Here is an 18,389-nt window from a genome sequence, read left to right as displayed (position 1 = left end):
TTTGAAGGGAGTTTTATAATGATTAAATTAAAGAATGTTGTAATTAATAAATACAAAAGTTTTTTAGAAAAGCAAGAAATAGAGATTGAAGATGGGGTTACAAGAATAGTAGGGAAAAATGAAAGTGGAAAAACTGCATTACTTGAAGCAATGGCAAAATTCAACTATTTTGATTCAAAAGATAAAACATTTACTTTTAATAGTACAAACGATTATCCAAGAGGCGAATTAAAAAGATATCAACAAGAATATCCAAATGAAGATTTTGATGTTATAACTTGTACTTTTGAATTATCTGATGATTTATTAAATCAGATTTCAGAAGACGTAGGAAAAGAAGTATTTACAAGTAAATCAATTATAGTTGCAAAAACATATAATAATATTAAAAGGTTTTATAATGTATCAACTAATACAAAAAAATTTATAGAACAGTTCTTACAAAATTACACGCTAGAAGACAGTATAAAACAAGAACTCATAAAAAGTAATTCACTAGAAGAATTAGCAGAAAAATTAAAGGAAATTGAAGAACTTACAGATGCATATAAAGAGTTAAAAACAAAATATATAGATAGTCCAAAAACAGACAGCGAAGATAAATTAGTAAGTTATATTATAAGTGAATATATAATTCCTAATTTACCTGAATTTTTGTATTTTGATGAATATTATAGTTTACCTGGTACTATTAATTTACAGAAATTTTTAAATGGACAAGTTGATGATACATTTACAAAAGAACAAAATGATATTACAAAAGCACTATTTGAATTATCAAATATTGATATAAAGAAAGTTATGGATTCAAATAATTATGAAGACTTTATTGCTGAACTAGAAGCAACTTCAAATAATATAACAGATAAATTATTAGAATATTGGACTACTAATAAAAATTTAGAAATAAACTTTGAAATACAAACAAAAGAAAACACATCAACTAGAATTTATAAAATTAGTGATATAATAATATTGGATGTGATTAATTGTGGAATATAAATTATTAGAAAAAGAAGATTTAGAATTAATGAAAGAAATCATCGAAGATGATGATATAGAATTTGATTTAGAAAAAATAAATGAATTTTATAATGATAAAAATGTTATTGGGTTTATTGCTAAAGCTGAAAATAAAATTGTAGGATTTGCTTATGGATATGATATTATTCATCCAAATGGAAAACATGCATATTTTATTTATTCTATTGGAATGTTACCAGACTATCAAGATAAAGGTTATGGAACTAAATTATTAGGATTTATTAAAGATTATATTAGTTCTAATGGATTCTTTGAAATGTTTGTTCTTACTGATAAAGGAAATCCTAGAGCGTGTCATGTATATGAAAAATTAGGTGGCAAAAATGATTTTGAAGATGAAATTTGCTATGTATATGATTTTGAAGGTGATGAAAAATGATAGATATTAAAAATGAGAATATAAGGGTTAGAACTTTAAATGATAATGATTTTCCATTAATGTTAAAATGGCTTACCGATGAAAGAGTATTAGAATTTTATGGTGGTAGAGATAAAAAATATACATTAGAAACTTTAAAAGAACATTATACAGAACCTTGGGAAGATGAAGTTATAAGAGTAATTATTGAATATAATGGTCAACCTATTGGTTATGGACAAATATATAAAATGTATGATGAACTATATGATGATTATCATTACCCTAGAAGTAATGATATTGTTTATGGTATGGACCAATTTATTGGTGAAGTTGATTATTGGAGCAAAGGCATAGGAACAAAATATACAAAAATGATTTTTGAATTCTTAAAAAAAGAAAGAAATGCAGATGCTGTAATATTGGACCCACACCAAGATAATCCAAGAGCAATTAGAATGTATCAAAAAGCAGGATTTAGAATTATTGAAGATTTACCAGAACACGAACTTCACGAAGGTAAAAAAGAAGATTGTTATTTAATGGAATATCGATATGATGATAATGAAACTAATGTTAAAGCAATAAAATATATAATTGAACATAGTTTTGATATCAAAATAACCTCTATTAAATTAATTGGTAATGGTAATGACTCGTTTGCTTATGAAGTTAATGATAATATGATTTTTAAATTTCCTAGACACGAAAAAGCAAATGAAAATTTATTAAAAGAAATTGAAATACTACAATATTTAGAAAATAAAACAACTTTTAATATACCTAAAGTTTTATATGTTAATAATGATAATTCAAATTATAAATATTGTATTGCTTGTTTTACAAAAATTAATGGTGTTTCTTTAAGTAAAGAAATATATGAAAGATTAACTGATGAAGAAAAAGATAAATTAGCACAAGATTTAGCAAGATTTTTAAAAGAACTACATAGTTCCAATTATAATAAATACCAAGTCGATACAATTGAGAATTACAAAAAAGATTATGCAAGATTAGTTGAATTAATTTTTGATAAATTAGATGATAATGAAAAAATGGTAATTAATAATATTTATAATAGCATTTTATCTAATGATGATATGCTAACAATAAATAAATCTCTTGTTCATAACGACTTTAGTTGTGGTAATATTTTATTTGATACTACAACAAATAGAATTTCAGGTATTATTGATTTTGGGGATTCTTGTGTTTCTGATACTGATAATGATTTTTATTGTTTATTAGAAGATTCAGATGAAGAATTAGGAAGATGTTTTGGTATAAAAGTTTTAAATTATTATGGTTATGACAACATTGAAAAAATGTTGAGAAAATCAGATTTTCACGAATTTTATTGGATGTTTGAAAAAATAATTTATGGTTATGAATATAATTATAATGATTGGATTACTGAAGGATTATCAGAGTTAAAAGAATATTGTGAAATAAGTATTAAAAATAAATAATATAGGTTGTGATAAAAATGGAGATTAAAAGCAAGAAATATATTAATGAGGGATTTAATAGTAAAGCATATATAATTAATGATGAGTATATACTTCTAGAAGGTGTAAATAAAAATTCCTATGATAATTATAAAAAGTATTCCGAAAGTCTTAATAAACTTGTTGATGTTAAATCACTTCAAATTCCTAATATCATTGAATTAATAGCGCCTAATAATGAGTTTCCAAATGGAGCTATGGTTTATAAAATGATTAAAGGTCATACATTTACAAAGTCATACATCGATAAAGTTGATAAAGAACAATTAGCAAAAAAACTTGCTGATTTTATGAATGAATTATATGAAGTTCCAGTAATCTTTGATAAAAAAATATATGTTGAACAAGAACTAAATAATGCAAAAATTAATTTAGAGTTGTTAAGAGAATATTTAGATGATGAAAAATATTCATTATTATTAAATTGGTATAATGAATATATTGAATATTTAAGTGAGTTTGATAATTATCATTTTATTCATGGTGATTTATGGTATGAGAATTATATATTAGATGATAATGATGAACTTACTGGAATTATAGATTTCGAAAACGCTAAATATGGAGATCCAGCATCCGATATATCAGCACTTTGTTATTTAGGTAATGAATTTATTAATTTATTTTTGAAATATTATAAAAATAGTGATAAAGATATAGAAAAAAGAATTAATATGTTTATTAAAGCAAGAGAAGTAATGAGTTTTGAAAATATGGTTAATAATTTTCCGGAAGAAATTAACGAACAAATTGAGAAAATAAAAAAAGTATTATAAATTAGTGATATAAATAACGTTTTTCGTAATAAGTAGCTATAAAAAGACAATGACTATAGTGATAAGTCATCGTCTTTTTGCTTTTTATTTGAATAAAATTCTTCAGCATATTCATCCATCTTATCATTAATATGTTTAGTTGCTTTTTCAATTTCTTTTTTATTAAATAGATTGAAACCTTTAAATCTACTTTCTTCTTTTCTTTTAACTTCAGGGTCATATTGTTGTTTAAAATGTTTTAAATCAATATTGCATTGATTAAATAATCTATCAATTATATTTTGAATAAACTCTGGTAATTTTTTAATAATTTTATTTAAATGATAAATGAGATAATCGTTCTTTTCTTTTAAATCATTATATCTAGTTTTATATTGATAATTCATAGATTTTAAATGTTCATTTTCTTCTTGTAATTTTTTGTTATCATCTAATAATTGATTTTTAGACTTAATAATAATTTTATTGTTAAGTTTTTTCTTTTTATCAATTTCATCAGTTATATCTTCTTTATCTTTATTGAGATTAATGATTTCTTTACTAATCGATTTTTTATTATCTTCTAAATCAGAAACTTCATTACGAAGATTATTTAATTCTTGTTTTAGTTCATTTGCTTTTTCATTAAACATTAATCTTTCGTAAGGTGTATAATCTTTATTTTTACCTTTTTGCTTTTCTTTAAGTTTAGAATCTAATTCATAAATATTATTAAATTCTTCAATACATTTTTCTCTCATTTTGTCTTGAATAATAACTAATGATTCTTTAGTAAATATTGATGTTTTACCAACTTGTTTTGATAAACCTGTTTTACAATTTTCTTTAACTGGAACACCAACAATATGAAGATGTGGAGAATGTTCATCAAAATGACAAGTCGCATTAGCTACATAAAAGCTTGGTACTATTTCTTTTAAATCATCAAGTTGTTTTTCAAATACATTAATCATTTTATATTTTTCTTCTAAATTTTTATTTTCCCAATAAGACATATCACCAAGTTCAATTATAATCTCACAAGCTAAATCGTGTTTATCATCATTAGATATTTTATTAAAGTAATTATCTATTTTTCTATCATCTCTTATTTGTTTATTATTATAAACTAACCTTGATTCTTCAAATAAATCAAATTATTCAAAAGAATAGATTTAATCATTATAGACCTTCAAGATACTTAACTTCCCTTTGTGTAGATAAAGATTATTTTTCAGAAAGTACACTTGCAAGATTTGAAACATTATTTAAAGATATAAATAACCTTTTATAACAGCAAACTTATTGCTGTTATTTTTTTTGTGCATAAAAATATTAATTCTGTGATAAAAAGCAACATTTAATGACATAAAACCAGACTATTACACAATTCGACAAATTTTGCGAAAAAATTGTTGTATAATGGCACCAATAACAATGCTGAACTATGTAATATATGGAAAAGAGGTATTTAGAAATTAAATTGAATAAAAAAAGAAATGATTAAGCAGTAGTATTTCTTAAATAAAATAATTAGATTATATTACTGGTTAATTTTTTTCATAAGAGGAAACCAATTATAAGAAAGTTGATTGCTCATATAAAAAATATGGCATTGTTACTTTGTTGTAGGAGTTGGTATCCCTTATGAATGAAAAAGAATTGTTGTATTATTTAACATTAATTTTAAAACAAATAGTAATTTATCAAGGGGAATTTGACGCTCCAAAAGTAGATTATTTTGATGTTAATGATTTTCAATATGGATTTAACGCCGAATGTATGACTCGTTTATTGAGTAATGCATTCGGCGTTTTTTTGTTAATTATAAAAAAGATAATTGTTAGGTGTAGAAGCCCACCATCTATCAATTTTGATTATTAAAAAATTGAAATTGATAGGAGGAAAATAATATGGCAGAACGCCCAAAAAGAAGAAAATATAAGGATAATCCTTATACTTTAAATTACATAGAAAGTAAAAATATTTATACAGTTAGTTTTAAAGATGTAAAGGGAAAATTACAGGAAGTAGAAATTAATAAGGAAATATATAAAGCACTTGATAGGTTTGAATTAGATGATTTATCTGAAATGAACGAATATGATAATCATATTGAACATTCAGAAATATTTGAAAACAATCTTGAATCAAGAGCAAAGGACAAGCAAATATTATTAGAGGATATGATTATTCAAAAAGTAACATTTGAAAAATTAAAAAAAGCAATAAATGAACTACCAGAGATTCAAAAGCGAAGAATAAAAAATATTATTTTGATGAAAAAACAGAACAAGAAATAGCAGATGAAGAAAATGCTACTCATCAATCAGTTCATATAATTTTAGAACGAGCATTAAAAAATTTGAAAAAAATATTAAAAAAATTAGATTAAGTGTCTGCAATTTTGCGTTTTAGTTAGGAAACAGGTGAGAGGGAGTTAATCCTTCTCACCTGTTCCTTTCATTTTATTTAAACTTCCTTGTTTGAAGTAAAGAGTGATTAGAGCAGGAGCGTTCTTTGACAATTTGATATACACTTCATCAAATACGTTCCTATTAGGAATAGCACATTAGCAAGTACGCTTGTCGATAAAATACTTGGCTATAAAATTAGGTAGCACCTAATTTGCGAAGAAAACTAATAGTATTAAAGATACTCCTGCCTAGCCACAGACTCAAGCAATGGGGGCAGCCCGGAGAGATCCTCGGGGAGGTGGAATTCCTGTGAGATTATTTAGCAAATAATCGTTTGATGATTTCCCGTAAGTTGAGGGGTTCGAGGAAAAATATCAACTTGTGTTATGTTAGCATAAAAAATCTTATATTATCATTAAAAATCTTTTCTTAATCAAAAGTCAAAGCAAAATGCTTTGGCTTTTTATACATATAAAAAGGAGGAATAATTATGAAAATGAAAAATTATAGAGTAAAAGTAAAATTAATATTTGAAACATATATGAATCATTCACAAGAAAGTATGAAAAAAGCAGAAAAAGATGTTAATAGAGTTTTGGAAGATTACTTAAAAAATAAAAAATTAAATATTGTAAGTCTATTTGAAGATAAGCCACCACGTATAATATGTAAGGCTGAAAAAAATGATAGATAGATGGAAAACAAAAAAAGGTGATGTATTTTATGCTGATTTAAGTCCTGTATGTGGTAGTGAACAGGATGGACTAAGACCTGTGGTGGTTATTCAAAATGATTATGGGAACCAATATAATCCGACTTTAATAATTGCCCCATTAACAAAAATTTTAAAAAAAACTACTTTGCCAACTCACATAGCAATAAACAAGAATTATTTTTTAAAATATGATTCACAAATATTGTTAGAACAAATTAGAGTTATTGATAAAACTCGATTAATTAATTATTTAGGAACATTAACAAATTATCATAAACAATTAATAGATAATGCTTTAGTGGAAACATTTAATATTGATTTATTAGGGTATTTAAGAAGTAAAGGAATAGGAGAAATTGATAATGATAGAACAGAAAAATTATATAGTAAGTATTACTGCAATAAGAACGAATAGAACTATAAAAATAAATATTACAGCAATAAATAAAAAAGAAGCCTTAGATAGTATTAAAGATGTAATAATTAAATGTGATTTTTTTGGATATAAAACATTAAATGATTTTGTATTAACTGCAAAAATTATGAGGAGGGATAAATTTGAATGATAAAATTGATTTAAAGTTTATAAAATATTTATTGAATTTAAAAGCATTAAATTATCTAAAGGAAATAAATTTAATAAATAATGAAACATATAAAAAGTCAATTGTGCAAATCAAGGAAATCGCACAATCGTAAATCTCTTTGGAACTTTATATAATTGAGTTGTAAAAAAAGAGAGGAGATTTTATTATGGAAATTACTTTAATTAAGAAAAAAGATGAAAGAATCAATAGGAAAACAGGTAAACCTATAGGAAGGTTAAGAGTTGTTGCTTATGCAAGGGTTAGTACTGATAACGATGAACAATTAAATAGTTATGAGTCACAAAAAAAATATTATAAGGAAAAGATTGTGTCTAATGATGAATGGGGATTTTCTGGTATTTATGCTGATGAAGGAATTTCAGGAACGCAAGATTATAAAAGAGAAAACTTTATGAAAATGATAGAAGACGCTTTAGAAGGAAAGTTTGATTTAATTTTGACGAAATCTATATCAAGATTTGCAAGAAACACTTTAGATACGCTAAAATATGTTAGACTTTTAAAAGAAAAAAATATAGCGATTCTATTTGAAGAAGAAAATATTAATACTTTAGAAATGTCTGGTGAATTATTGCTAACAGTATTAAGTTCTGTCGCACAACAAGAAAGTGAAACAATATCTTCTCACGTTAAATTAGGTTTAAAAATGAAATCAGAAAGAGGAGAACTTGTAGGTTTTAATAATTGCTATGGTTATTCTTATGACAGTAAAACAAATGTAATGAGCATAGTAAATGAAGAAGCAGAAATTGTAAGATTAATTTTTAAGACATATTTAGAAGGACACGGTGGAAATTATATAGCAAAAATGCTAACTGATATGAAAGTAGAAACAAGAAGGAACAAAGGAAAATGGAGTGCTAATACTGTAGTAGGCATTTTAAAGAACGAAAAATATATTGGAGATGTATTACAAGGGAAAACATTTACAACAGATCCAATTAGTCATAAACGATTAACTAATTATGGTGAATCAGACCAATATTATATAAAAGACCATCACGAAGCAATAATAAGTCGAGATGTTTTTGATAGAGTTCAAGAAATATTGAAAGATAGATGTGGTGCTAGAGCCACAGGAAGAAGATTAGGAAATATTGGAAGAAAATATCCTTTTAGTGGGAAAATAAAATGTGGCTTTTGTGGAGCAACATACGTTAGAAGATGTATGTATTCTAAAAAAGGTTCAACTGTAATATGGGATTGCTTAACAGATGTAGAATCTGGTAAAGATACTTGCAAAGACAGTAAAGCATTAAGAGAAAATTTAATAGAAAATGCTTTCGTTGATGCATATCACATATTATGTAACAGTAAAGATTTTAATGCTGAAATGTTATTAAAAATAATTTCTAGTTGTATAAGAGATAATAGTGTTGAAGATAAAATAAAGTCATTAAAAAAAAGTAAAAGCAATCAGGAAAGTCAGATTCATAAGTTAGTTGATTTAATGTTAGATGGGACTTTAGATAAAGAAACTTATAGTGTAAAAAAAGAAAAATTAGACAAAAAACTACAAAAGATAAATAAAGAAATAGAACAATACGAATTATTATCAGAAGATAATGATAAAATAGAAGATGGTATAAATAAAATAAAGAACACATTAAACTCAAAACAAATTTTAGATGGATTTGATAGAGATGTTTTTGATGCTTTGGTAGATTATATTATAATTGGAGGTTTTGATGAAACTGGAAAAAAAGAAGAAAATATGATAAGATTTATATGTAAATCAAAATTTAATGAAACTTTGCGAGATGATTTAAAATCTGATATAATTATTAGGAATAATAATCTTTCAAATGATGATAGTGATTTTGTTAAAGTATTGGATTTTAATAGTAATCAAGACTATTTTGTTTTTTATAAAGATGAAACTGGAAAGCAAAGAAAATTTTTAAAAAATGATATTAGAGTTAGAGTAGAAGTAGAAAAATAAACTATACATAACACACATTATACTATATTACAATGTATATTATGAAGTAGTCAGTTACACCAATACATATCAAAACCAACTAGTCATAATATACAAACAAGGCATGTTGAGACGGTGGTTGAGCTATCACGTCAAGAATCTTGATTTTACTGTGGGTATGAATGAAAATTTTGGGAATATAGCTTAAGAAGTGGTTTTAATAGTATAAAATTTTTAATTGTACTTTGAAATGTGTACATATTCAAGTTGATGAAATTGGTATTTGTAATAAGGTTTGGTTTATGAGCTATTTAAACATTTGTCAAAGTATTGTTTTTAAGGAGAAATATTTTATATGAAAATCATGAGTTTCAATGTAAATAATTGGGGAGGATTTATTCCAAAACCAGAAACAAGAGATTATTCTATAAAAGGTTACATCGAATGGGATGATTGGAATAATGCTGTTGATGACTGGAGAAGAGATAATTACCAAACAATAAAAAAAATGTCCTAAAAACAGTATGTATGATAAAAAATTACGATATAATTTTTTTACACGAAGTTGATACAAATTGTTACTCTTGGGATCTACTAAAAGAAAATTTACAAAGTTGTTATAAACTAGAGCTGCCAAACGGGTGTAAAAAAACAGAATTATTAAAAGGTCGTAAAAGTATATCTTGTGCTTTTATAAATAATAAAATTGAAAAACTTAATTATAAAATTAGTATTAGTTCGGAAAATTTTTCAGGGAAATTAAAAAATGTTCAAATTGATATAGAAGATGTAAGTATTGTTGGAGTACATGTTCCTATCAATAAAGAATATTGGAATAAATTACTTAACATTAAGGTTGATATAATTTTAGGGGACTTTAATGCCGGAGATTATAATAAAGCAACAAAAATGAGCGAATATAAAACACTTTTAAGGATGGGATATTTCGATGTTTGCAACGGTGTTATAACAACAAAATATAACACACCAATTGATCATATTTTGGTCTTAAACAAGTATAAAGATAAATGCTTTAATCCAACAATACATTATGACATTAGATTGTCGGATCATTATCCGATATCATTTGAACTTATTGTAAATTGATACCATAATTTATTTAGAAATTGATTGTATATATTTCCTCGAAAAAAAAATCTTTCGTGAATATGTTTTTACGAACTAGCATTAAAATTCTTGATATATAAACGTTTTATTACTTCGTATCATGTTGAGATAATTTATATTTTAATATGTATGTAATATTATAATATAATAATATAATAATTTTTTATTATTCAGTAATAAATTTTTAAAGGACGACAAATTTATGGAATGTAGAGGTTATGATAAAAGAAAAAAAATTGTAAAAGAGTATAATGTAATTCCTGTAGCGCATTTAAAATTACTCTCTCACCAAACTAAACATAGTGATGCAGGATCAACTATTAAAGATGAATATTATATTTTTAAAGCAGTTAATAAAAGAAATGGAAATGAAGAAGTAATACAATGTGGAATGGGAGCAGCTAAAGATTTCTTAAGGTTATTAAATCATGGTGGTTTACCTATATTTAACCCATTAAAGATTAATAATACAAATTCAAAAGAAAATAATTACAACAAAAATAAAAATAGATGCAAAAACAAGTGGAATAAAGAAGCGGAACAGTTACATAATGCAATTATGTGGTTAATAGTTATTTGGAATGCAAAATTAGATACTCCTCTATTTGAATTTAAAGAGGACATTGAAAAATATAAATATTGTAATCCATTTGATTGGAAAATAATTAGGGTAAATAATACTATTAAAAATGGTGGAAAAGGTAAAACTTTAACAGAGATGATAAATTTTTATAGGGAATATAATAATATAAAAGATAGTATATGTAATTTTGATTTAATAAATGCAAGAATAAGTAAAATAAAAGATGAAAATGGGGATAATATAGAGTCATTTTTTTAATTAATAATAATGTTAAATGAAATGAGGTTAAAAGTGGAAGAAGTAAATAATAAAAAAAATATTCTTGATGCATGGATTATTGTTGAACAACTATCGGAAGGCTCAATAAAAAAAGATCAAAATATAATTACTTTTGATAAACAAAGTCAAGATTTTAAGTCTGAATTGTTAGCTTGTTTAGAAAAAAATAAAGACAAAAATAAAATTAACGATAAGAATTTTAAAAATTGTGGATTAGCAATATATTTTGATATATTCAATTTTAAAGAAATTATAGATATTTTAAATGATTTATTGGGTACAAAAAATTGTAAAAAAGTATATTATGATATAAATAAAGCAAATAAATTCTCTTTTGTAATATTTTTAGACAATAAGTTAAATTTTTTAGATGAAAAATTCTTCTACACAATAAGTGGTTATATTAGATCTTATAAAGAAATTCCTTTACAATTTAAAAAAATAGAAGAAAAATTATGTAAAGAAATACATGATATTTTTGAAAAAAATGATAATTTTAATGAAGTATTTTCTTTAATATTAAGTAAGTATAAAATAAATAAAATAAATTGTTGTTATAAATTTATTAATAATTTGGAAATTGATGAAGTAAATTTACACTCATTTTTTATTAATGATTTAGAAAGAGCAAAAGAGATTGAAAATGAAAACTTAGATATATATTTTAATATAAATAATGAAGATAATAATAATGTAAGAATTGATTTAAATTTAAAAGATAAAGAGAAAATTTCTTATGATTTTTTTGAAAATATTTTACAACCAAAAAATTATCCACTAGGACGTTTTCCCTCAAATCCAGAGTTTTCGTTATCTCTAATGCAACAAGTAGCAACTAATATATATATAAATAAACCAAATACTATGTTAAGTGTCAATGGTCCTCCAGGTACAGGTAAAACTACATTGTTACGTGATATTTTCTCACATCTTATTGTAGAACAGGCAAAAGAAATTTGTAATTTACATAATAAAAAGATAGATGAGACACTTTCTTTTGATGAAGATAAATTTTTTGCTATTTTACCTATGCAAATATTAAATAAAAATATTGTAGTTGCAAGTTCAAATAATGGAGCTGTTCAAAATATTGTAAATGAATTACCACTAAAGTCATCAATTTCTAATGAATTTATTGATGAAATATTAGATATTGATTATTTTAGTAGTATCTTAAACAAAGATAATACTGAAAAAAATAAAAAGGAAAAATATTGGGGTACTTTTTCATTAGAAGGCGGAAGTCAGAAAAATTTAAACAGGTTTTTTAGTATTATTGATTCAATTAAAAATGAGTTGAATTTTAATTCTGACAAAAAAATTTACGATGAATTTATAGATAAATACAAAATTTTATTAAAAGAGAAAAATGTAGCACAAAAATATTTTGATAATTTAAAAATGATAAAAGAAATTGATAATGAGATTATCAATTTAAGAAATGAAATAACATTAGAAACAGAAAAAAAAGAGATTTTGTTACGTGAAAAAAAAAGTGAATTAGAAAAAATCAATCAAACTTTGATTAATTTGAAAAAAGAAGAAAATGAATTACAATCAAAAATAAATGTTCTAAATTATGATATAGAAATAGAAAATAGAAATCTAAAAATAAAAGAAATAAACAAGCCTCCTTTATTTTTTCTACAAAAAATATTTAATAAAAGTAATGTATTAAATTATATCTGTTCAGTTGAGAACGTTTTAGATAAAATTAATAGTTTTAAAAAAGAAAGTAGAGACTTATTAATTATTCAAAATGAGAATCGTAAGTCTATTGAAGAAAATATTAATTTAAAATTAAAGTTAAACGAAGATATTTCTAATGAGAAAATATCTTTTGAACAGTGGAAGAGAGGACAAAGAATAAAAGTAGAATGTTTATATTCTAAAAAAGAAATTTTAGAAGAAGAGAATAGACAAAAAAAATTTAATGAATTAGATTTAAATATAGATTATGATGAACTGCAAAAAAGCAATCCGTGGTTTGATAAGGACTTTAGAACTTTACAATCAGAACTTTTTATATTAGCTTTAAAAGTAAGAAAACAATTTTTATGCGAGAATAAAGAAACCCTAAGTAAGGCAAAGAATATTTTTAAAAATAGAAATAATTATATTAATAGAAAAAATGGAAAGAAAGTTTTAGAAGAAGCTTGGCAGTGGATAAACTTTACAATTCCAGTGGTGAGTACTACATTTGCAAGTTTTTCAAATATGTTTAGAGGCTTTGGAGAAAACTTTATTGGTAATTTGTTTATAGATGAAGCTGGGCAAGCCTTACCACAAGCAAGTGTAGGTGCAATTTTTAGGAGTAAAAGAGTCCTTGCTGTCGGTGATCCTGCACAGATTAAACCTGTGTTAACCTTAGATGAAAATGTATTAAGTCTTATATCAGAAAAGAAAGAAATAAGTAGTAAATTTTTATCAATTAATGCATCGACTCAAACAATTATTGATGATATATGCAAATATGGAGTTTTAAAATCAGAATCAGAGTGGATAGGTATTCCTTTATGTGTACATAGAAGATGTAAAAATCCAATGTATAATATATCAAATAATATTTCTTATAATGGAATGATGGTTCAAGGATTAGATAATTTTCAAGGAATATCAAATTGGTATGATGTGACTGGTAATGCAAAAGATAAATATGTAAAAGAACAATCGGATTTTTTACAAGAAATAATAAAACAGATAATAGATAAAGATCATAGTTTAGCTAATGAAATTTATGTTATTTCTCCTTTTAGACATGTTGCATATCAACTTTCGAAAGATTTAGAGAAAATTAATTTTACAAAAAGAGAAAATGGGAAGATAATAAATGTAGGTACTGTACATACATTTCAAGGAAAAGAAGCAAAAATTGTTTTTTTAGTTCTTGGGGCAGATAAAAAAAGTGAAGGTGCTGCTAGATGGGCTGTTTCAGAACCTAATATAATGAATGTAGCAGCAACTAGAGCAAAGGAAGAGTTTTATATTATAGGTGATAAAAGATTATATAGTGGTCTTGGAAGTAACGTAGTAAGAGAAACTATTAATGTAATAGATCACTATAATGCTAATAAAAGTTAAAAGACAAATATATAATTAGTATAGAGGTTTATTATGAATGAAAATAGAATAAGTGATGGAAGTGCTACAATTCTTGTTTATGATAAAGCAATTGATGGTAATGATACTTTTACTGAATGGCTTAATGATAATGGGTTTTCTAAATGGGATAAGCATGGATATTATAGTGGATGTTCTTGGGTATATATTAATTTAAATAATAGATTATATGCCCCTGGTATGCCAGGCATTGCTATTACAAGTGTTTTAGGAAATCATGCTATTACTATTTCAGAATTTAAAAGTATATATAAAATTTATGAAAAATATGATGGAAAGGATGTATTTGTATTTAACACAAAGAAATTTGATTGTGATTAAAAGATAATTGTATATAATAAATTGATTTATATTTCAACACAAAAGAATGTAAAAATAAAAAGGAACAAAAAATGTACTATATAACAGGAGATAGACACGGAAATTTAGAAGACTTAATTTATTTTACTTTTGAACATATGACGAATATAGATGATGTAATGATAATATTAGGGGATAGCGGTATTAATTATTATCAAGATGAAAGAAGTTATATGATAAAAAATATGTTATTACAGGCAAATATAACATTTTTCTGTATTCATGGTAACCATGAAGAAAGATCAAGTAATATTAATAGTTACAAAGAGAAGATATGGAAAAATGGTATTGTATATTATGAAGAAGATTACCCTAATTTATTATTTGCAAAAGATGGAGAAATCTATGATTTTGATGGTAAGAAAGTAATTGTTATAGGCGGTGCATATAGTGTTGATAAGGATTATAGATTAAAAAACGGTTTGAATTGGTTTGAATCAGAGCAACCAAGTGAAAGAATAAAAGAACATGTGGAAAATAATCTAAATAAAGCAAATTGGGAAGTTGATTATGTTTTATCTCATACATCCTCTTTAAAATATGAGCCTGTAGAGTATTTTCTTCCATTTATTAATCAAAAAAGTGTTGATAAATCTACTGAAAAATGGCTTAATGAAATAGAAAATAAACTAAAATATAAAAGATGGTATTTAGGACATTATCACTGTGAAAAAATAGTTGATAAAATTAAAATAATGTATAAAAGTATAGATGAGTTTAAATAAAAAAGTTATATACCAAACAACCCAATATATAAGCATGATATCAAATAATAAGCCGTAAAATATAGAAATTACTCTTGATAAAAAAGTTAGGCAAATGTAGAAGAACTTGTTAAAAGAATAAATAAAATTCATATTTTAAATATTCAAATACATAGATAAATTGTAAGAAATGATAATAAAAATAGGTATTCAATTAAAAAGTATGAAAATTAAATAATGGCAAACTAAGGACTTTCAATATATATTTATGTTGGATTTGAAATGTTATGCTAAAGATTATTAATCATACAATATTTACACTCTATATAGCTTGCGAACATTAAATATAAAAAGAAAAATTCTAATTAAAGTACAATTTTTGTGAAAATTAAAAAATAATGTTAGACTTTGAAGTCGATTTGTTTTTGTAAATAGATGAAAAAACACGGCGCATAGAATTTGTTGCTGCCATGTTTTTATAATGTTTTATATTAGTTTGAAATCACAAGTTCTAATGCATTACATGGGGTAGTAAAGACACCAATGGTATCACCATTTGAATCGAAGAATTCAACCTCATAATAAGTGCCATCATATTCTAAAACAATTGCACCTTTAGTTCCAACGGGAAGACCATTAAATTCTTTAATAAGTTTTACTACATCTAACTCTTTCATAATCTATCTTCCTTTCTTATCGGGGTAGATTGTTACTATTTTATATGTAACTCTACTATTGTCTTTTTGTATAACAACTACAACATTGGCATTACTTGATTTACCAGATTTACCTATAATTTTAGTGTTATAAGTATGTTTAATTCCAAATGGAGTTGTTTCGCTCTTTGTAGGTGATTTTCCTACTAGAGAAGCTACAACATTTTTGTGAAACAATTTTGAATCACTCTGCGAATATCCTAAGACATCTTTCATAAATTTCGCTTTAGAACCGCCTATAGGATGATTGATATTTAGTAAATACTCCTCAGTTTTCTTTTTGCTATATCTGACATTTTTTGGGTCATTGACTGGAACATTATTTTGTTTAGCTCCATATGTATCACCAAAGCCACCATGAAAACCTGCTCCCATTAAGCATTCACAACCTTTCGACTTTGCATAAATTCACTATCGAATTGTAATATTTCAATTCCGATTTCTTTGTATGGAGCAAAAATATTTTGTGGTGCAGTTCCATAGACAACAATCGTGGTAGGTTTCAAGGTATCAATTACATAGTTTAGTCCATTTTGAAAATAAGCTCTATCAGTCAATATCTTTATACATCCATGAGACCCTACTGCAATAACTCCGTTTTTTTGTATTCCTGCACAAGACAATTTATAAGTTCGTTCATCACTAAATCGAATGTTTGGGATTACAGTTAATCCATTTTCTTGTAACCAAAAACCAATAGCTCGGCTTCTGTAAATATTCCAATGTTGCATGACTAATGGCATATCACGGTAAATGCTGAAATCAGGTGATATAACACCCTTAAATTTTTTTAGAATTGGAAGATAAGTATTTGGCTTATTCCAAAGTCGTTCAAATGATGTGTCATCTTCATAGAAATGTATCCATGCATCATAATCAGTACTTTTTAAAGCCTTTGTAAATGAAATCAATTTATTTGGTTTTTGTATTTCCAATTTTAAACATGGAATTTCTAACGGATTATCGTAAGTAGCATTTTTTACTAAAAATGCGTGAAAAACGTCTTTGCACCCATTACGAGTGCTATTTACTTTTGACATAAATTATGCCTCCTTATCTATTTTAATCTAAAAATAACGGTTATCTCTTGAAAAAGTTCTTCAGATGTGGCATAATTTTCATATTCAAATAGTGGATGCTCGCATCCGAAGAAATTGCACTTAGTAAATTGTTGTTGCAATTTATTAGGTGCATTATTTAATTGAAAGCATATTACAATCATATAACATCACCATCCTTTCATTAAAATTTTTTATTACATAGCTTTTGAAAAAAGCTGAAGTAATCTTAATTCGTAATTAGTATAATCCTTATTGCCATAAGTCAACCATTTTTGATAATAGGAAAAAGCATATGAAGCTGCTTGAAGGCTAATATAAAAATGATTATAAACCTCTAGTGAATTTTTTAGATTTAACTTATGAATCAAAACGGGTGGAGCGATAGCATATTTTGCAAAAAATTTTGCTTCAGCTTCAGCTAAATTACTTTCTTGTGAATGATCTAATACAATATGACCGCATTCGTGAGTGAGAGTATTATTTGTACGACCGTATCCTTTTCTATCGTTGTAAAATATATACCAAGTGCCATTGTATTTAATCGAAAATCCATCTTCACTTTCCTTTAACATAAGTTTTTGTTCTTCTATGGATTTTGAAGAATAAGGAATTATCATTGCACCAAGCTTTGTAGCTATTTCGAAGCCACTTATTGGGATACATCTAATATCAAGTTTTTCAAATGTACTAACGACAATATCTTTAATTTCTTCACAACGTTGGTCTGATAATCTAAATGTCATTCATTAATCCTCCCCAAATAGAGCTGAAATAAGTGCTCTTTTTTGTTTTTCTGACATGTTTGCAGAATTTCTAGCCAATATACGCTCTACTTTTGGAAAATCAAAATCATTTTGTTCTATACCAAGTAAATAATCTGATGTTGTATGAAGTGCAGTTGCAATATTGGCAAGCATATCTGCTTTGGGTTCTCTGGCACCAGAAATATAACGAGAAAGTGTAGCTTCTGTAGTATTTATTCTATCGGCAAGTTGTTTTTGTGTCATATTTTGTTTTTGCAATAATGTTAATAATCTTTGTCCAAATTCTTTATTCATTATATATCCTCCTTATAAGAAGAACATTACCTGTTCTTCTTACCAAAAGTATAA

Annotated in this window: 25 protein-coding genes; 18 read left to right on the top strand and 7 right to left on the bottom strand. The window is 25.1% G+C overall.

Annotated features, from left to right (window positions below; all coding sequences use genetic code 11):
* Positions 1 to 18 precede the first annotated feature (18 nt).
* From V2W16_RS02400 to V2W16_RS02380, 4 genes are read left to right on the top strand one after another with little or no spacing between them, the layout of a single operon-like run.
* Positions 19 to 1,002: an ATP-binding protein gene (locus V2W16_RS02400; protein ID WP_329380792.1), complete on the top strand. Its 984-nt coding sequence runs from the start codon at positions 19 to 21 to the stop codon at positions 1,000 to 1,002.
* Complete coding sequence (locus V2W16_RS02395; RefSeq protein WP_236877649.1) at positions 992 to 1,423, top strand: GNAT family N-acetyltransferase; 432 nt, start codon at positions 992 to 994, stop codon at positions 1,421 to 1,423. Before V2W16_RS02400 ends, V2W16_RS02395 begins: the two co-directional genes overlap by 11 nt.
* Positions 1,423 to 2,871 (top strand): AAC(6')-Ie family aminoglycoside N-acetyltransferase, encoded by a 1,449-nt coding sequence (gene aac(6')-I, locus V2W16_RS11160; RefSeq protein ID WP_412112194.1) that lies wholly within the window; start codon positions 1,423 to 1,425, stop codon positions 2,869 to 2,871. The genes V2W16_RS02395 and aac(6')-I overlap by 1 nt, the downstream gene beginning before the upstream one ends.
* Positions 2,872 to 2,888: 17 nt before the next feature.
* Positions 2,889 to 3,686 carry an aminoglycoside phosphotransferase family protein gene (locus tag V2W16_RS02380; RefSeq protein ID WP_211963913.1) on the top strand — a complete coding sequence of 266 codons (798 nt, stop codon included), beginning with the start codon at positions 2,889 to 2,891 and terminating at the stop codon, positions 3,684 to 3,686.
* 53 nt (positions 3,687 to 3,739) lie between these two features.
* Here V2W16_RS02380 and V2W16_RS02375 read toward each other — a convergent pair whose 3' ends face one another.
* Positions 3,740 to 4,759, bottom strand: coding sequence for a plasmid recombination protein (locus V2W16_RS02375; RefSeq protein WP_329381537.1), 1,020 nt, complete (start codon positions 4,757 to 4,759; stop codon positions 3,740 to 3,742).
* Positions 4,760 to 4,800: 41 nt separating this feature from the next.
* Here V2W16_RS02375 and V2W16_RS02370 point away from each other — a divergent pair, with 41 nt between their 5' ends.
* The 14 genes from V2W16_RS02370 (at position 4,801) to V2W16_RS02305 (ending at position 15,521) form a co-directional block, all read left to right on the top strand.
* Positions 4,801 to 4,959 (top strand): hypothetical protein, encoded by a 159-nt coding sequence (locus V2W16_RS02370; RefSeq protein WP_329380781.1) that lies wholly within the window; start codon positions 4,801 to 4,803, stop codon positions 4,957 to 4,959.
* 353 nt (positions 4,960 to 5,312) lie between these two features.
* Positions 5,313 to 5,549: a hypothetical protein gene (locus tag V2W16_RS02365; protein ID WP_138269472.1), complete on the top strand. Its 237-nt coding sequence runs from the start codon at positions 5,313 to 5,315 to the stop codon at positions 5,547 to 5,549.
* A 29-nt stretch (positions 5,550 to 5,578) separates the two neighbouring features.
* The gene (locus V2W16_RS02360; RefSeq protein WP_329380776.1) at positions 5,579 to 5,968 is read left to right on the top strand and encodes a sigma-70 family RNA polymerase sigma factor; all 390 of its coding nucleotides are present in this window, start codon (positions 5,579 to 5,581) and stop codon (positions 5,966 to 5,968) included.
* A 604-nt stretch (positions 5,969 to 6,572) separates the two neighbouring features.
* Positions 6,573 to 6,776, top strand: coding sequence for a hypothetical protein (locus V2W16_RS02355; protein ID WP_329380773.1), 204 nt, complete (start codon positions 6,573 to 6,575; stop codon positions 6,774 to 6,776).
* Positions 6,766 to 7,212: a type II toxin-antitoxin system PemK/MazF family toxin gene (locus V2W16_RS02350; RefSeq protein WP_329380770.1), complete on the top strand. Its 447-nt coding sequence runs from the start codon at positions 6,766 to 6,768 to the stop codon at positions 7,210 to 7,212. The genes V2W16_RS02355 and V2W16_RS02350 overlap by 11 nt, the downstream gene beginning before the upstream one ends.
* The gene (locus tag V2W16_RS02345; protein ID WP_329380767.1) at positions 7,160 to 7,363 is read left to right on the top strand and encodes a hypothetical protein; all 204 of its coding nucleotides are present in this window, start codon (positions 7,160 to 7,162) and stop codon (positions 7,361 to 7,363) included. The genes V2W16_RS02350 and V2W16_RS02345 overlap by 53 nt, the downstream gene beginning before the upstream one ends.
* Entirely contained in the window at positions 7,356 to 7,496 is a 141-nt protein-coding gene (locus tag V2W16_RS02340; protein WP_329380763.1) for a hypothetical protein, read from the top strand. The genes V2W16_RS02345 and V2W16_RS02340 overlap by 8 nt, the downstream gene beginning before the upstream one ends.
* Positions 7,497 to 7,550: 54 nt before the next feature.
* A complete protein-coding gene (locus tag V2W16_RS02335) occupies positions 7,551 to 9,347 on the top strand; it encodes a recombinase family protein (RefSeq protein WP_329380760.1) in 1,797 nt (598 codons plus the stop codon).
* A 334-nt stretch (positions 9,348 to 9,681) separates the two neighbouring features.
* On the top strand, positions 9,682 to 9,843 hold the full coding sequence (locus tag V2W16_RS02330) for a hypothetical protein (RefSeq protein WP_329380757.1): 162 nt from the start codon (positions 9,682 to 9,684) through the stop codon (positions 9,841 to 9,843).
* A gap of 11 nt (positions 9,844 to 9,854) precedes the next feature.
* Positions 9,855 to 10,433, top strand: a complete 579-nt coding sequence (locus V2W16_RS02325) for an exonuclease/endonuclease/phosphatase family protein (protein ID WP_329380753.1) — start codon at positions 9,855 to 9,857, stop codon at positions 10,431 to 10,433.
* A 223-nt stretch (positions 10,434 to 10,656) separates the two neighbouring features.
* On the top strand, positions 10,657 to 11,295 hold the full coding sequence (locus tag V2W16_RS02320) for a hypothetical protein (protein WP_329380750.1): 639 nt from the start codon (positions 10,657 to 10,659) through the stop codon (positions 11,293 to 11,295).
* A gap of 33 nt (positions 11,296 to 11,328) precedes the next feature.
* A complete protein-coding gene (locus V2W16_RS02315; protein ID WP_329380747.1) occupies positions 11,329 to 14,397 on the top strand; it encodes an AAA domain-containing protein in 3,069 nt (1,022 codons plus the stop codon).
* Between the two features lie 33 nt (positions 14,398 to 14,430).
* On the top strand, positions 14,431 to 14,757 hold the full coding sequence (locus V2W16_RS02310; protein WP_329380744.1) for a hypothetical protein: 327 nt from the start codon (positions 14,431 to 14,433) through the stop codon (positions 14,755 to 14,757).
* A 71-nt stretch (positions 14,758 to 14,828) separates the two neighbouring features.
* Complete coding sequence (locus tag V2W16_RS02305; protein WP_329380741.1) at positions 14,829 to 15,521, top strand: metallophosphoesterase; 693 nt, start codon at positions 14,829 to 14,831, stop codon at positions 15,519 to 15,521.
* A gap of 470 nt (positions 15,522 to 15,991) precedes the next feature.
* On the opposite strand, the gene V2W16_RS02300 is transcribed toward V2W16_RS02305, so the two are convergent.
* The 6 genes from V2W16_RS02300 to V2W16_RS02275 are packed head-to-tail and all read right to left on the bottom strand — an operon-like array spanning position 15,992 to position 18,335.
* Entirely contained in the window at positions 15,992 to 16,177 is a 186-nt protein-coding gene (locus V2W16_RS02300) for a DUF4926 domain-containing protein (protein ID WP_138269480.1), read from the bottom strand.
* Positions 16,178 to 16,180: 3 nt separating this feature from the next.
* Positions 16,181 to 16,591 carry a DUF6883 domain-containing protein gene (locus V2W16_RS02295; protein WP_329380736.1) on the bottom strand — a complete coding sequence of 137 codons (411 nt, stop codon included), beginning with the start codon at positions 16,589 to 16,591 and terminating at the stop codon, positions 16,181 to 16,183.
* Positions 16,591 to 17,256, bottom strand: coding sequence for a DUF4417 domain-containing protein (locus V2W16_RS02290; protein ID WP_329380733.1), 666 nt, complete (start codon positions 17,254 to 17,256; stop codon positions 16,591 to 16,593). The genes V2W16_RS02295 and V2W16_RS02290 overlap by 1 nt, the downstream gene beginning before the upstream one ends.
* Positions 17,257 to 17,273: 17 nt before the next feature.
* Positions 17,274 to 17,438, bottom strand: a complete 165-nt coding sequence (locus V2W16_RS02285) for a hypothetical protein (RefSeq protein WP_329380731.1) — start codon at positions 17,436 to 17,438, stop codon at positions 17,274 to 17,276.
* 33 nt (positions 17,439 to 17,471) lie between these two features.
* Positions 17,472 to 18,020 carry an ImmA/IrrE family metallo-endopeptidase gene (locus V2W16_RS02280; protein WP_329380728.1) on the bottom strand — a complete coding sequence of 183 codons (549 nt, stop codon included), beginning with the start codon at positions 18,018 to 18,020 and terminating at the stop codon, positions 17,472 to 17,474.
* A gap of 3 nt (positions 18,021 to 18,023) precedes the next feature.
* A complete protein-coding gene (locus V2W16_RS02275) occupies positions 18,024 to 18,335 on the bottom strand; it encodes a helix-turn-helix domain-containing protein (RefSeq protein ID WP_329380724.1) in 312 nt (103 codons plus the stop codon).
* Positions 18,336 to 18,389 lie beyond the last annotated feature (54 nt).

The sequence above is a fragment of the Anaerofustis butyriciformans genome, from assembly GCF_036289385.1.
In the GTDB taxonomy this organism is placed as follows: Bacteria; Bacillota; Clostridia; order Eubacteriales; family Anaerofustaceae; genus Anaerofustis; species Anaerofustis butyriciformans.
This window is presented reverse-complemented; position numbering and strand designations above follow the sequence as displayed.

Coding starts and splice junctions, on each gene's coding strand:
- V2W16_RS02330 (WP_329380757.1), top strand. CDS start 9,682: ATGAAAATCATGAGTTTCAATGTAAATAATTGGGGAGGATTTATTCCA.
- V2W16_RS02280 (WP_329380728.1), bottom strand. CDS start 18,020: ATGACATTTAGATTATCAGACCAACGTTGTGAAGAAATTAAAGATATT.
- V2W16_RS02400 (WP_329380792.1), top strand. CDS start 19: ATGATTAAATTAAAGAATGTTGTAATTAATAAATACAAAAGTTTTTTA.
- V2W16_RS02300 (WP_138269480.1), bottom strand. CDS start 16,177: ATGAAAGAGTTAGATGTAGTAAAACTTATTAAAGAATTTAATGGTCTT.
- V2W16_RS02380 (WP_211963913.1), top strand. CDS start 2,889: ATGGAGATTAAAAGCAAGAAATATATTAATGAGGGATTTAATAGTAAA.
- V2W16_RS02355 (WP_329380773.1), top strand. CDS start 6,573: ATGAAAATGAAAAATTATAGAGTAAAAGTAAAATTAATATTTGAAACA.
- V2W16_RS02285 (WP_329380731.1), bottom strand. CDS start 17,438: ATGATTGTAATATGCTTTCAATTAAATAATGCACCTAATAAATTGCAA.
- V2W16_RS02310 (WP_329380744.1), top strand. CDS start 14,431: ATGAATGAAAATAGAATAAGTGATGGAAGTGCTACAATTCTTGTTTAT.
- V2W16_RS02305 (WP_329380741.1), top strand. CDS start 14,829: ATGTACTATATAACAGGAGATAGACACGGAAATTTAGAAGACTTAATT.
- V2W16_RS02335 (WP_329380760.1), top strand. CDS start 7,551: ATGGAAATTACTTTAATTAAGAAAAAAGATGAAAGAATCAATAGGAAA.
- V2W16_RS02365 (WP_138269472.1), top strand. CDS start 5,313: ATGAATGAAAAAGAATTGTTGTATTATTTAACATTAATTTTAAAACAA.
- V2W16_RS02290 (WP_329380733.1), bottom strand. CDS start 17,256: ATGTCAAAAGTAAATAGCACTCGTAATGGGTGCAAAGACGTTTTTCAC.
- V2W16_RS02320 (WP_329380750.1), top strand. CDS start 10,657: ATGGAATGTAGAGGTTATGATAAAAGAAAAAAAATTGTAAAAGAGTAT.
- V2W16_RS02275 (WP_329380724.1), bottom strand. CDS start 18,335: ATGAATAAAGAATTTGGACAAAGATTATTAACATTATTGCAAAAACAA.
- V2W16_RS02360 (WP_329380776.1), top strand. CDS start 5,579: ATGGCAGAACGCCCAAAAAGAAGAAAATATAAGGATAATCCTTATACT.
- V2W16_RS02350 (WP_329380770.1), top strand. CDS start 6,766: ATGATAGATAGATGGAAAACAAAAAAAGGTGATGTATTTTATGCTGAT.
- V2W16_RS02345 (WP_329380767.1), top strand. CDS start 7,160: ATGATAGAACAGAAAAATTATATAGTAAGTATTACTGCAATAAGAACG.
- V2W16_RS02325 (WP_329380753.1), top strand. CDS start 9,855: ATGATAAAAAATTACGATATAATTTTTTTACACGAAGTTGATACAAAT.
- V2W16_RS02295 (WP_329380736.1), bottom strand. CDS start 16,591: ATGGGAGCAGGTTTTCATGGTGGCTTTGGTGATACATATGGAGCTAAA.